General features: G+C 68.1%; 13 protein-coding genes. 7 read left to right on the top strand and 6 right to left on the bottom strand.

Translation table 11 applies throughout. The features are described from left to right. Nucleotides 1-34: 34 nt before the first annotated feature. Nucleotides 35-229: a DUF1127 domain-containing protein gene (locus OC184_RS00690; protein WP_265505216.1), complete on the bottom strand. Its 195-nt coding sequence runs from the start codon at nucleotides 227-229 to the stop codon at nucleotides 35-37. Between the two features lie 200 nt (nucleotides 230-429). Continuing rightward, the gene (locus tag OC184_RS00685; RefSeq protein WP_265505215.1) at nucleotides 430-1,149 is read right to left on the bottom strand and encodes a 16S rRNA (uracil(1498)-N(3))-methyltransferase; all 720 of its coding nucleotides are present in this window, start codon (nucleotides 1,147-1,149) and stop codon (nucleotides 430-432) included. Nucleotides 1,150-1,164: 15 nt separating this feature from the next. Between OC184_RS00685 and ubiA the strand changes: the two genes are divergently transcribed. From ubiA to OC184_RS00670, 3 genes are read left to right on the top strand one after another with little or no spacing between them, the layout of a single operon-like run. Further along, nucleotides 1,165-2,103: a 4-hydroxybenzoate octaprenyltransferase gene (ubiA, locus tag OC184_RS00680; protein ID WP_265505214.1), complete on the top strand. Its 939-nt coding sequence runs from the start codon at nucleotides 1,165-1,167 to the stop codon at nucleotides 2,101-2,103. 59 nt (nucleotides 2,104-2,162) lie between these two features. Beyond that, on the top strand, nucleotides 2,163-4,364 hold the full coding sequence (locus tag OC184_RS00675; RefSeq protein ID WP_265505213.1) for an OmpA family protein: 2,202 nt from the start codon (nucleotides 2,163-2,165) through the stop codon (nucleotides 4,362-4,364). Next, nucleotides 4,361-4,690 carry a hypothetical protein gene (locus OC184_RS00670; protein ID WP_265505211.1) on the top strand — a complete coding sequence of 110 codons (330 nt, stop codon included), beginning with the start codon at nucleotides 4,361-4,363 and terminating at the stop codon, nucleotides 4,688-4,690. Before OC184_RS00675 ends, OC184_RS00670 begins: the two co-directional genes overlap by 4 nt. 106 nt (nucleotides 4,691-4,796) lie before the next feature. Here OC184_RS00670 and OC184_RS00665 read toward each other — a convergent pair whose 3' ends face one another. From OC184_RS00665 to smpB, 4 genes are all read right to left on the bottom strand, one after another. Further along, nucleotides 4,797-5,315: a transposase gene (locus OC184_RS00665; RefSeq protein WP_265505210.1), complete on the bottom strand. Its 519-nt coding sequence runs from the start codon at nucleotides 5,313-5,315 to the stop codon at nucleotides 4,797-4,799. 339 nt (nucleotides 5,316-5,654) lie between these two features. Next, nucleotides 5,655-6,836: an amino acid aminotransferase gene (locus OC184_RS00660; protein WP_265505209.1), complete on the bottom strand. Its 1,182-nt coding sequence runs from the start codon at nucleotides 6,834-6,836 to the stop codon at nucleotides 5,655-5,657. After that, complete coding sequence (gene sseA, locus OC184_RS00655; protein WP_265505208.1) at nucleotides 6,836-7,687, bottom strand: 3-mercaptopyruvate sulfurtransferase; 852 nt, start codon at nucleotides 7,685-7,687, stop codon at nucleotides 6,836-6,838. The genes OC184_RS00660 and sseA overlap by 1 nt, the downstream gene beginning before the upstream one ends. A gap of 68 nt (nucleotides 7,688-7,755) precedes the next feature. After that, nucleotides 7,756-8,229, bottom strand: a complete 474-nt coding sequence (gene smpB / locus OC184_RS00650; protein ID WP_265505207.1) for an SsrA-binding protein SmpB — start codon at nucleotides 8,227-8,229, stop codon at nucleotides 7,756-7,758. A 191-nt stretch (nucleotides 8,230-8,420) separates the two neighbouring features. On the opposite strand from smpB, the gene OC184_RS00645 reads away from it, so the two are divergent. The 4 genes from OC184_RS00645 (at nucleotide 8,421) to OC184_RS00630 (ending at nucleotide 13,129) form a co-directional block, all read left to right on the top strand. After that, a complete protein-coding gene (locus tag OC184_RS00645; RefSeq protein WP_265505206.1) occupies nucleotides 8,421-10,079 on the top strand; it encodes a thiamine pyrophosphate-binding protein in 1,659 nt (552 codons plus the stop codon). Continuing rightward, entirely contained in the window at nucleotides 10,076-11,065 is a 990-nt protein-coding gene (locus OC184_RS00640) for a P1 family peptidase (RefSeq protein ID WP_265505205.1), read from the top strand. The genes OC184_RS00645 and OC184_RS00640 overlap by 4 nt, the downstream gene beginning before the upstream one ends. 217 nt (nucleotides 11,066-11,282) lie before the next feature. Continuing rightward, nucleotides 11,283-12,755 (top strand): NAD-dependent succinate-semialdehyde dehydrogenase, encoded by a 1,473-nt coding sequence (locus tag OC184_RS00635; RefSeq protein ID WP_265505204.1) that lies wholly within the window; start codon nucleotides 11,283-11,285, stop codon nucleotides 12,753-12,755. 116 nt (nucleotides 12,756-12,871) lie between these two features. Continuing rightward, on the top strand, nucleotides 12,872-13,129 hold the full coding sequence (locus tag OC184_RS00630; protein ID WP_265505203.1) for a GlsB/YeaQ/YmgE family stress response membrane protein: 258 nt from the start codon (nucleotides 12,872-12,874) through the stop codon (nucleotides 13,127-13,129). The last annotated feature ends 60 nt before the right edge of the window (nucleotides 13,130-13,189 follow it).

Below are 13,189 nucleotides of genomic sequence, written 5' to 3'. Positions count from 1 at the left end.
GGCTTTCGGGGGTTCGTCCATAAGAGAGGCTGGCTTAGAGGCCGCGCGCAATCCGCTCGATGTCGCCGCGGCACAGACCGATATCGTCCAGCTCGCGGTCGGACAGGCGGCTCAGCTCGCGGCGCGTCACGCGGGTGTCTTTCCACGACGCAAACAGCGAGGAGAGGTGCGCGACGACGTGGCCCAGGCCTCCGTCAGCAATGCTGCGGTTCGTCTCGATCGTCGACATCATATCACCTGTTTTCAGATTGCCCCGTCCAGAGGCAGTTTTCGGATACCCAGCAGATAGTTTGCGCACCAGGCGAAGAGTAGCCGCGAAAGCGACAGACCCGCTATGCGCTTTGCGCAATGAAGAAAGGGCCTTAGCCGGTGCCGATGTCGTATTTGCGTCACACGATGCCGCATTGCAGCATCAAGCCGCTGCCTGATCTAGCGCCAGTCGCCCAAGGTGGCCTGCCACAGCGCCAGCGCCGCCACCGCCGCGGTATCGGCGCGCAGGATCCGCGGCCCCAGGCTGACGGGATGGACGAATCGCAGGCGCGACAGTTGCGCGCGTTCGGAGGGCGAGAAGCCACCCTCGGGGCCGATCAGGATCGCCCAGGGCCCCTGCGGCAGCCCCGACAGCGTCTCGGCCGGACCGACCCGCTCCTCGTCGGCCCAGAGGATGCGACGCGTGGGGTCCCAGCCATCCAGAAGCCGCGACAGGGGGAGGAGCTCGGCCACCGGAGGAACGAAGGTGCCGCCGCATTGCTCGGCCGCCTCGACGGCATGGGCCTGCAGGCGGTCCTGCCGGATGCGTTCGGAATTGGTGTGGTCGGTCTGGACCGGCTGGATGCGGGCGGCGCCCATCTCGGCCGCCTTCTCGACGATGAAGTCGGTGCGGGCCTTCTTGATCGGCGCGAAGATCAGCCACAGGTCCGGCGGGTCCTGCTGCGGTGCGGTCTGCCCGCCCACCATCAGGCTGCCGCCGCGCTTGCCGGCCTCGGCCAGGGTGGCCGCCCATTCGCCGTCGCGGCCGTTGAAGACGCGCAGGTCGTCGCCCGCCTTCAGGCGCATGACGCCCGACAGGTAATGCGCCTGCGGTCCGTCCAGGGGAACGGGTTGTCCCTCGGCCAGCGGGTGATCTATGAACAGTCTGATCCTGGACATGATGGACGCGACGCTATGCAAAGCCGGACCGAAAGGCCAGACACCGTTTTCGACGCGCCCAAGGGCAACTGGGTCGACCGCCTGGCGCCGCCCTCCACGCGGCCCTGGCTGCGTCTGTCCCGCGCTGACAGGCCGATCGGGACATGGCTCTTGCTTCTGCCGTGCTGGTGGGGGATCGGGCTGGCGATGATGGCCGACGGGCCGCGGGTGTTCGACTTGTGGATCGCGCTGGCCTGCACCATCGGCGCCTTCGTGATGCGCGGCGCGGGCTGCACCTGGAACGACATCACCGACCGCAAGATCGACGCGCAGGTCGCGCGGACCCGCTCGCGGCCCCTGCCCTCGGGTCAGGTCACGCTGCGGGGGGCCTATCTGTGGTTGGTGCTGCAGGGGCTGGCCGGGCTGGTGATCCTGCTGACGCTTGGCCGGGCAGCGATCTGGATGGGCGTCGCGTCGCTGGCGCTGGTGGCGATCTATCCCTTCGCCAAGCGCTTCACCTGGTGGCCGCAGATTTTCCTGGGGCTGGCCTTCAACTGGGGCGTCATGCTGGCCTATGCAGCGCATATGGGCCGCGTCGATCCCGCGCCCGTGATCGCCTGGCTGGGCGCGATCGCCTGGACGATCTTCTACGACACGATCTATGCCCACCAGGACGTCGAGGACGACGCGCTGATCGGCGTCAAGTCCACCGCCCGCCTGTTTGGCGCGCACAGCCCGCGCATCCTGGCAGGATTCGCGTTGGCGGCGGTGGCGGTGCTGGCGGTCGCGGTCGCCCTGCCCGGTCGCAACCTGTTGATCGCCTGGGCGGGCGTCTTGGCCTTTGGCGCCCACCTGGCCTGGCAGTTGCGGAATTTCCAGCCGGAACAGGGCGATGTCTGCCTGCGCCTGTTCCGGTCGAACCGCGACAGCGGCCTGATTCTTGCGCTTTTTCTTGCCGTAGCCGGGTTGGCATGATTGCGCAGGGGGGACCCCGCAGCTAGAGGTTGTGCGCTTTCATAGACCAGGGTCCGATTATGGCTTCGTCGCGTCGCATCACCACCTCTCTGGCCACCATCCTGGTGCTGGCAGGCGCCGGGGGGCTGGCCTGGGTCGGTGCCGAGGCGGCCGCCACCTTTGTCGAGGATCGCACCGCCGCCGCGGTCGGGCAAGCGCTGCAGACGGAAGGGCATGACTGGGTCCAGATCGAGACCGACGGGCTGCAGGTCCGCCTGACCGGCACCGCCCCGTCCGAGGTCGAGCGTTTCCGAGCCATGTCCCGCGCCGCCGCGGCCGCCGGCACGGCCCGGATCATCGACCAGATGACCGTCGCCTCGGTCGAGGAGATGGCGCCCCCCGATTTCCAGATCGAGTTCCTGCGCGGCGACATGGGCGTGTCGCTGATCGGCCTGATCCCGGCCGGGACCGACCGCGAGGCGATCCTGCAGCAGCTGCGGCCCACCGCCCCGGATCGCAAGCTGTCGGACCTGCTGGAGGCTGCCGACCATCCGGCGCCCGACGGCTGGGAGGATGCGTTGCGCTTCGGCCTGCAGGCCGTGGGGATGACGGGGCAATCCAAGATTTCGGTTGCGCCGGGCCATGTCCAGGTCGCGGCCCTGGCGCGCGATGCCGCCGACCAGGCGCGGCTCGAGACGGCGCTTCGTGCCGCCGCCCCGGCCGGCGTGACGCTTGACCTGCAGGTCACCGCGCCACGGCCGGTCATCTCTCCGTTTACGCTCAGCTTCGCGGTCAGCGGGACGGGGGCCGAGTTCGAAGCCTGCGTCGCCGATACCGAGGAGGCGCGCGACCAGATCCTCGCCGCCGCGGCCGAGGCGGGTCTCCGGGGAAGCCCCGACTGCCTGCTGGGCCTTGGCGCCCCTTCGGCCGACTGGGGCGATGCGGCGGCGGCGGCGATCCGCGCTGTGGGCACGATGGGCCGCGGCAGCGTCACGCTGTCGAACGCCCAGATCGCGCTAACTGCGCCGGAGGGTGTCGCGCGGGCGCGCTTCGAAAGCGCCGTGGCCGAGCTGCAGGCCGCCCTGCCCCAGGCCTACACCCTGGAAGCCCGGCTGCAGGAGCCCAAGCAGTCCCCGCGGCCGATCGAGTTCCACGCCAGCCTGTCGGACCGCGGCGCGCTGACGATGCAGGGCCGCATCGCCGATGCCGCCATGCGCGAGGCGGTCTCCAGTTTCGCTGCCGCCCGCTTCGACGTGGCGCAAAGCGGCCTGCGCGCAGACCCCCGCGTCCCCGAGGGCTGGACCGTGCGCGTGATCGCGGGCCTCGAGGCGATGGCTGCGCTGCAGTCCGGCACGGTGGATGTCACGCCCCAGCTGATCACGCTGCGCGGCATGTCAGGATCGCCCGCCGCCAGCGAACGCGCGGCCGCGCTGCTGACCGAGCGTCTGGGCGCGGGCGCGCGGTTCGAGCTGGCCATCGGCTATGACCGCCGCCTCGACCCGTCGCTGGACCTGCCCGACGGCGAGGAATGCGCCCGCCGCCTGAACGTCATCATGTCCGAAAGCGAGCTGGGCTTCGAACCCGGCGGCTCGTCCATCGCGGGCGATCCCAACCCCACGCTGGCGCTGCTGTCTGACACGATGGCGGAATGCAGCGAGTACCAGCTCGAGGCCGCCGGCCACACGGATTCCCAAGGGTCCGACCAGTTCAACGCCGAATTGTCGCGCAGCCGGGCGCAGGCGATCCTGATGGCGATGCAGTGGGCCGGGATCGAAGTGTCGAACATGACGGCGAGGGGCTATGGCGAAAGCCAGCCCATCGCGCCCAACAACACCGAGGCCGGGCGCGAGGCGAACCGGCGGATCGAGTTCCGCCTGCTGTCCCCCCACCCGGTCCGCGCGGAGGCGCCCCAGCCGCCCCAGCCTGTCACGGGCGTCACCGGCCAGCCGCTGCCTTCCCCCGAGTCCGAGCCAGAGCCGGCCTTGCCTGCACCGATGCCTGCCCAGATGCAGGGGCCGCGCCTGCCACCGGTCCAGGGACCCATGCAGGTGCCCGAGCCGCTGCCGCCGATCCAGGGACCGCAATTGCCGCCCGATCTTGCCTCAGCCGGGACGACGCCCCTGACCCTGGGGGTGCAGGAGGAAGCACCAAGCGCGGCCGAACGCGAGGAGAGCCTGCGCGTTCCGGTGCAGATCGCCGACGAGACCACCCCGCGCCCCGGACCCCGGCCGGGCGACCTGGCCGATCCTGATCCCGCACAAGACGGAAGCACTGACGAATGACCCGCACCGAATTCATCGCCGCGACCGCCCTGATTCTGTTCGGGGCCTTTGCTCTGGGGTGGCTGGCCAGCTGGCTGGTGCATCGCATCGCCCGCCCCCGCAAGTCGAACATGACGGATCTGGACCGCATGGCGCACCAGTTGCACGAGGCCGAGGATCAGCATACCCGCACCCTTGCGGCGCATGTCGAGCGTGAGGCGGCGCTGAGGAACGATCTGGCGCGGGTCGAGGCCGAGAACCGCGCCACGATGGAAGCGCTGCGGTCGTCGCGGAACGAGATCGAGGAGTTGCGGGACTATATCGAGCAGCGGCTCGCCCGTCGCTGACGAAGAAGGGGGCTTTCCGCCCCCCGTCCCCTGCGGGAACTCCCCCAAGGATATTTTCTGGCCGTCGCAGGGGCAGAGCCTTGCCCCCGCCTAGCAGCTGTATCTCTCAGGCTGTCGCGGCGGCCCATTTTCGACGGCTCTTGCACAGGGCGTTCGCGATGGTGACGCGCTTTCTGGCAACGGCGGTGATGATCACCTTGTGCGGGTTTCCGGCCTTGCGGAGGCGGTCTGCGAAGGAGTTCAGGCTTGGGCGGTGATGTGCCGCGACCAGTGCCGCCTGGAACATCACACGCCGCAGGGCCCGGCGACCTCCAGCGGTGGCCCGTTTTCGGCGGAGGGTTCCGCTGTCATGCGCGACCGGAGCCAATCCAGTGAGTGCCGCAGCCTCTTCGTCGATGATGGTGCCGATCTTGGGCATCTCGGCGATCAGCATCGCTGGCAACCGGACCGGTCCCATTTCGACCAGCTGCGCCCTTCTGGACATCAAGGCTCTGAGAAGGCGTATCTTCTTCGCAGGAAGACTGCGGCCTGCTTCGGGTCGGAACGCGAAGATGCGGGCGATGAGTTCCGCATCAATCCGGTCGGTCCTGGCGCGTGTGCCACGGCTTTGCGCAAACGCCTTCACCTGAGCAGGGGCACCTGGCGGGCCGCAACGCCTTCAATCTCCAGAAGCGTCCACAGCTGCCATTCCTGACCGCCAGCCGATTCACAACAGGCGACGGCAGCCCGGTCCTTGGCAAGACTTGCTACGGCAGCATGACCTGCCGGGGTGTCTGGCGCTCTGCAGCAGTGCCCAGCAGGGAGACAATGAACGTCATGCTTCCAAGACGATGAAGAGAGGCGGTGCCGATAGGCTGAGAGGCGTGGTCATGCCACAAGGGTCAGACGTCGCGCACCACCCCGCCATCGGCCCCGGCCGGGGCCGATGGCGGGACTAGTTTAGCAAAACTCGGATACAGAAGGGTCAAATGCCGGCGTCGATGATGGCGCGTGCCAGGACCGGGACGGTGTCGCGGTTGAGGCCGGCGATGTTCAGCCGCGAGTCGCCCACCATATAGATCGCGGCGTCGGTCTTCAGCTTCTGCACCTGTTCGGGCGTCGCCCCGAGGCGCGAGAACATGCCGCGGTGCCGGGCGATGAAATCGAAGCGGTCGCTGCCCGACAGGTCGCGCAGCTCGGACGCCAGTTGGTCGCGCAGGCCCAGCATGGTGTTGCGGACCTCCTCAAGCTCGGCCGCCCAATCGGCGCGCAGCGCGTCGTCGGTCAGGATGGTGCTGACGATCCGCGCGCCGTGGTCCGGCGGGAACGAGAAGTTCTGGCGGTTGAGATAGGCCATCGACCCCTGCGCCAAGTCGCGCGCGGAAGTATTTTCCGCCAGCGCCATCAGGATGCCGGTGCGCTCGCGGTAGATGCCGAAGTTCTTGGAGCATGAGGCCGCGATCAGCACCTCGGGGAGGCTGCGGGCGACCAGGCGAGTCGCCTCGGCATCGGCATCCAGACCGTCGCCGAAGCCCTGGTAGGCCAGGTCGATCAGCGGGATGGCGCCAGATTTCTCCAGGACGGCCACGACCTCGGACCACTGATCCAGGGTCAGGTTGGCCCCGGTCGGGTTGTGGCAGCAGCCGTGCAGCAGGACGATGTCGCCCTTGCCCGCCTTTGCGATGTCCGCCTTCATACCGTCAAAATCAACACCGCGGGTTTCGCTGTCAAAGTAACGGTACTCGGTGAACGGCAGGCCCATGAACTTCATGATCGACAGGTGGTTCGGCCAGGTCGGGTCGGAGACGAACACCCGGACCTCGGGGTTGGCCAGCCGCGCCAGTTCCAGCGCCTGCCGGATCGCGCCGGTGCCGCCGACCGATGCGACCGAGGCCAGACGGTCGGCCGGCACGTCCGCCAGCACCATCCGCGCCATCGCGTTGCGGTAATCCGCCTCGCCCGCAAGGCCGGTATAGGCCTTGGTCGTCTGCGTCTCCCAGATCCGCTGTTCGGCCGCCTTCACGGCGCGCATCACCGGCGTCACGCCCTGCGGGTCCTTGTAGACGCCCACGCCCAGGTCGATCTTGCCCTGGCGGGTGTCGGCCTTGAACTCCTCGATCAGCATCAGGATCTTGTCTGGGGCTTGCGGTTGCAGGTTGGACAGCATCAGGCGTCTCCGGTTGCGATATTCAGGTCGGGAAAGCTGCCCCATTCGGTCCAGCTTCCGTCATAGAGCGAATGGTTGCGGTGGCCGATCCGCTCCAGCGCGTGGAACAGGACAGCGGCTGTGACGCCGCTGCCGCAGGTGGTGATGGCGGGCTTCGACAGGTCCACCCCCGCATCCTCGAAGGCGACGCGGATCGCGTCCGGGTCGATCATTGTGCCGTCGTCGTTGAAGAGCCGCCCGAAGGGCAGATTCTTTGCGCCGGGGATGTGGCCGGCGCGCAGGCCGGGCCGGGGTTCGGGCGCATCGCCGCGGAAACGCTCGGGGGCGCGGGCATCGATGATCTCGTGATCGGCCAGCTTGCTGGCGGCGGCGACCTGGGTCACGTCGCGCACCAGCGCGGCCTGGCGCTGGACGGTGATGTGGCGGTCGCGCATGACGGGGGCCATGTCCTCGGTCTGGCGGCCCTCGGCCTGCCACTTGGGAAAACCGCCGTCTAGCACCGCCACGTCGGTCTTGCCCATCAGGCGGAACAGCCACCAGACGCGGAAGGCGCTGCGGACGTCCGAGTTGTCATAGATCACCACCTGGTGCCCGTCGCCCACGCCCATCGCGCGCATGCGGCTGATGAACATCTCGACCGGGGGGGCCATGTGCGGCAGCGCACTGCGCTTGTCGCTGATCGCGTCGATGTCGAAGAAGCGCGCGCCGAGGATATGGGCGGCATCGTATTCCGCGCGGGCGTCGCGGCCGGTGGCGGGCATGTGCCAGCTGGCATCCAGGATGCGCAGGTCGGGGTCGTCCAGATGCGCCGCCAGCCAGTCGGTCGAGACCAGAGTCCTTGGATCGTCCATAGCGTCCCCCTTGCCTGTGCCGCCCCGATCTACAGGGACGGACGCAAGGCTGCAATGGCGTGCGGGCGCTAACCCTGCTTCAACAGGCGCTGTTTCTGGCGGTTCCAGTCCCGCTTGGCGCTGGTTTCGCGCTTGTCGGCCAGCTTCTTGCCCTTGGCCACGCCGATCTTCAGCTTCACGATCCCGCGGTGGTTGAAATACATCACCAGGGGCACCAGCGTCATACCCTCGCGGGCGGTGGCCTGCCACAGGCGCGACAGCTCACGCTTGTTGACCAGCAGCTTGCGGCGGCGCCGTTCCTCGTGGCCAAAAACGCCGGCGCGGGCCAAGGCCGCGATATAGCCGTTGATCAGCCAAAGCTCTCCATCCTCGACCGAGGCATAGCTTTCGGCGATGTTGGACTGCCCGACGCGCAGCGACTTCACCTCGGACCCGGTCAGCATGATGCCGACCTCGAGATCGCTCTCGATGAAATAGTCGAACCTGGCACGCCGGTTCTCGGCGATCACCTTGTAGTTCTTGCTGTCGTCGTCCTTGGCCATGGCTGTGTCAGATAGGGTCGGGCGCCGTCCGTGTAAAGGTTCCGTCGCACCCTGCGCCGGGTCCTGCGGGCGGGATCGGACTGCACGGCCGTGGCAAATGCGATATTGAACTTTCCGCCGATGATGGCCTTCATGATCGGGGCGATGCGGCAGGTCCGCATGCGATGTTGAAAGCCATGAAAGGATGACAGATGCGGCACGGCGGGCAGATCCTGGTCGAGGCGCTGAGGGCGAACGGGGTCAAGCGGGTCTTCTCGATCCCCGGTGAAAGCTTTCTCGCGGCGCTGGACGGGCTTTACGACAGCGGCATCGCCAACATCGTCTGCCGCCACGAAGGCGGCGCCGCGATGATGGCCGAGGCCGAGGGCAAGCTGACCGGCCGTCCCGGCATCTGCTTCGCGACCCGCGGGCCGGGCGCCAGCAATGCCAGCGCGGGCGTGCATGTGGCGCTGCAGGATTCGACGCCGATGATCCTGTTCGTGGGCCAGATCGCCCGCGGCGACACCGACCGCGATGCCTTCCAGGAGGTCGACTATCGCGCGATGTTCGGCCCGCTGGCCAAGTGGGTGGCGCAGATCGACCAGACCGACCGCATTGCGGAATACGTCGCCCGCGCCTTCCATGTCGCCTGCTCGGGCCGCCCTGGTCCCGTCGTGCTGGCGCTGCCCGAGGACATGCTGTCGGGCCGCGCCGACATCCCCGACCAGCCCCCTGCCCGCAAGCCGCTGGCAGAGGTCGCGCCAGAGGCTGCTTCCGCCATCGCCCAGGCGCTGGCAGGCGCAAAGCGCCCCCTCGTGGTCGCTGGCGGCAGCCTCTGGTCCCAGCAGGCGGCGGACGACCTTGCGGCTTTCGCAAAGGGCTGGGATCTGCCCGTGGCAGTTCCCTTCCGGCGGCAGGACCGGATGGACAACACCCTGCCGCATTACGTGGGCGATCTGGGCATCGGCATGAACCCGGCCCTGGGCGAAGCCCTGCGCGAGGCCGACGTGATCCTGTCGCTGGGGTCCCGGCTGGGGGATACGCTGACCGGTGGCTATGCGCTGATGGATCCGGTGCGGCCGCATGCACGGGTGATCCAGGTCCATCCCGATCCTGACGAGCTGGGGCGCCTGTGGCGCGCCGATCCAGGATTGGCCGCAGATCCGCGCGCGGTGGTGGCCGCACTGGCACGCCTGCCGGCGCCACTGGCCGGGTGGTCGGACTGGCGCGCACGGCTGCGGGCGTCTTACGAGGCGTGGCAGACCCCGCGCGCCACGCCGGGCAACCTGCGGCTGGAGCAGGTGGTGACCTGGCTGACCAGCAACCTGCCGCCCGATGCCATCGTGACGAACGGGGCGGGCAACTATGCCTCGTTCCTGCACCGCTATTACCGCTGGCGGCAGTTCGGGACGCAGCTGGCGCCGACCTCGGGGTCGATGGGCTATGGCCTGCCGTCGGCCGTCGCGGCCAGCCTGGCGCATCCTGACAGGACCGTCGTCTGCCTGGCGGGCGACGGCTGCATCCAGATGACCCTGAACGAGCTGTCGACCGCCGCCCAATACGGTGCGTCGCCCATCGTCCTGGTCTGCAACAACGGCCGCTACGGCACCATCAGGATGCACCAGGAACGCCACTATCCGGGGCGGGTGTCGGGGACGGACCTCTATAACCCGGACTTCCCGGCCCTGGTCCGCGCCTATGGCGGCCATGGCGAACTGGTCGAGCGGGACGAGGATTTCGCCCCGGCCTTCGAACGCGCCCGTCTGTCGGGCCGGCTGTCGCTGATCGAGCTGCGCCTCGACCACGAGGCGCTGACCCCCGGCGCGACCCTGACCCAGACGCGGGAAGCTGCCGAGAAGGCGCTGGCATGAGGCAGGGCCCGCTGAACCTGATCACGGACGTGGCGGGGCTGCGGGTGGGCAATGCCGAGGACGCCGCGCTGCGGTCGGGGGTCACGGTGCTGACGGCGGACCGGCCCTTTGCGGCGGCCGTGCATGTCATGGGCGGCGCACCGGGAACCCGAGAGACGGACCTGCTGTCGCCTGACAAGCTGGTCACCGCCGTGGATGCGCTGGTGCTGTCGGGCGGGTCCGCCTTCGGGCTGGCCGCCTGCGACGGCGTCATGTCGGCACTGCGCGAACAGGGGCGCGGCTTTGCGGTCGGGCCGGCGCGGGTGCCGATCGTTCCCGGCGCCATCATCTTTGATCTTTTGAACGGCGGCGACAAGGACTGGCGGACGAACCCCTACCCGGCTCTCGGCCACGCGGCGGTATCTGCCGCGCAACAGTGCTTTGGCATCGGCAGCGCGGGGGCCGGAACAGGCGCGCTGACAGGGTCGCTGAAGGGTGGCCTGGGCTCGGCCTCGGCGGTGCTGGCGAACGGAACCACCGTCGGCGCGCTGGTGGTCGTCAATGCGCTCGGCAGGGCCACCGTCGGGGACGGCCAGCATTTCTGGGCCGCCCCGTGGGAGCTGGAGGCCGAGTTCGGCGGCCTTGGCCTGCCCGCATCATTCCCCGCATCGCAGGAGCCTTCCGCCTCGAAAAGGGTGGGAGAGGCCACGACAATCGCCATTGTCGCGACCGACGCGGCGCTGGACAAGCCGGCCCTGCAGCGCATGGCGACCGCGGCGCATGACGGGCTGGCGCGGTCCTTGGTGCCAAGCCACACGCCGCTGGACGGGGATCTGGTCTTCGCCGTCTCGACCGGCGCGCGCGCGTTGTCGGACCCTGTGGCCGACGCCTTCGGCCTTGGCCATGCCTCGGCCTGCGTCTTGGCACGGGCGGTGGCGCGGGGCGTTCATGCTGCCTCGCAGGCGCCGGGCGACCTGCAGCCCTGCTGGCGGGTGGCCTTCGGATAGAGAGAAGGGCGGTACGACAAGCGCACCGCCCCGAGAGATCGCCAAGAGGGACAGCCTAGCGATTGGACGGGAAACGCCCGGTCCGCCTCTCCGGTTGCATGACATCGAAAATAATCGCTTCACGATCCGGTTATCGGCGGATCCATTGCGTCGCAGGGGTGCTTTGACAAGCGCCGGGGCGCATGTTTGTCTGCCCTGACCCATGCCCGAGGACGCCATGACCAAGCATTCTACCGATCTCAGAACCCTGCTCCGCGACCCGTCGCTGATGGAAACCCGTGCCTTCGTCGCCGGCACTTGGGTTGACGCCGACGACGCCGCCACCTTCGAGGTCAGAAACCCGGCCCGCGGCGACGTGATCGCCCAGGTCGCGGATGTCGGCCGGCCCGAGGTCGCCCGCGCCATCGATGCCGCGCACGAGGCGATGAAGGATTGGGCCGCCCGCCCCGCCAAGGAACGCGCGCAGGTGATGCGCAGGTGGTACGACCTGATGATGCAGAACCAGGACGACTTGGCCACCATCATGACCGCTGAACAGGGCAAGCCTCTGCCCGAGGCCAAGGGAGAGATCGCCTATGGTGCCAGCTTCATCGAATGGTTCGGCGAAGAAGCCAAGCGCGTCTATGGCGAGACCATCCCCGGCCACGCCACCGACAAGCGCATCAGCGTGATCCGCCAGCCGATCGGCGTCGTGGGCTCCATCACGCCCTGGAACTTCCCGAACGCGATGATTGCCCGCAAGGCTGGCCCCGCGCTGGCGGTGGGCTGCGGCTTCGTCGCCCGCCCGGCGGCGGAAACGCCCTTGTCGGCGCTGGCGATGGCGGTCTTGGGCGAACGCGCGGGCCTGCCCAAGGGCATCCTGTCGGTGGTGCCGTCGTCGCGCTCCAGCGACATCGGAAAAGAGTTCTGCGAGAACCCCAAGGTCCGTAAGCTGACTTTCACCGGCTCGACCGAGGTGGGGCGCATCCTGCTGCGCCAGGCGGCCGACCAGGTGATGAAGTGCAGCATGGAGCTGGGCGGCAACGCGCCCTTCATCGTCTTCGACGACGCCGACCTTGATGCGGCGGTCGAGGGCGCGATGGCATCGAAGTTCCGCAACAACGGGCAGACCTGCGTCTGCGCCAACCGCATCTATGTGCAATCCGGCGTCTATGACGCCTTCGCCGAAAAGCTGGCCGCGGCGGTCGACAGGCTGAACGTGGGCGATGGGCTGCAGGACGGCACCACCACCGGACCGCTGATCAACGAAAGCGCCGTTGAGAAGGTCGAGGACCACATCCGCGACGTCCTCGACGGTGGCGGGCGGGTCGTCACCGGCGGCAAGCGGATGGACGGGCTGTTCTTCCAGCCGACCGTCGTGACCGGGGTCACCGACGCAATGAAGGTTTCGACCGAAGAAACGTTCGGCCCGCTGGCACCGCTGTTCCGCTTCGAAACCGAGGACGAGGTCGTCGCCAAGGCCAACGACACGATCTTCGGCCTCGCCTCGTATTTCTATGCCCGCGACATCGGCCGCATCACTCGCGTGCAAGAGGCGCTGGAATACGGCATCGTCGGGGTGAATACCGGGCTGATCTCGACCGAGGTGGCACCCTTTGGCGGCGTCAAGCAGTCGGGCTTGGGGCGCGAGGGCAGCCACCACGGCCTCGACGATTACCTGGAGATGAAATACATCTGCCTGTCCGTGTGACCTTTTTCCAACAACGGCAATACCCTAAGCGATGCGCGGGAACGCTTTGCCGGCAGCGCGCATTGTTCCCGCGAAAGATCGCCACAGGGGCGGTCGAGGTTTGAAAAGGACACGTCATGGAAGGTATCGGCTGGTTCCTTGCAATCATTCTCGGCGCTTTGGCCGGTTGGATTGCGGAAAAGATCATGAAGTCCGACATGGGCCTGCTGATGAACATCATCGTCGGCATCATCGGCGCGTTGATCGGTAACTTCCTGTTCGACCTGATCCTGGGCGGCAGCGCCGAGGGCAGCGTGATCGGTCAGCTGATCATCGCGGTGATCGGCGCCTGCATCCTGATCTGGCTGGTCCGGCTGGTGCGCGGCCGCACCTGACCGGGGTCACGACATCAAAAGGGCCGGTGCGGTTGATCCGCACCGGCCCTTTTTTCGTCT

Origin of the sequence: Paracoccus rhizosphaerae, assembly GCF_026162645.1 — a bacterium.
GTDB lineage: Bacteria > Pseudomonadota > Alphaproteobacteria > Rhodobacterales > Rhodobacteraceae > Paracoccus > Paracoccus rhizosphaerae.
The sequence above is the reverse complement of the archived record's forward strand: the minus strand, read 5'-3'. Positions and strand labels throughout refer to the sequence as shown.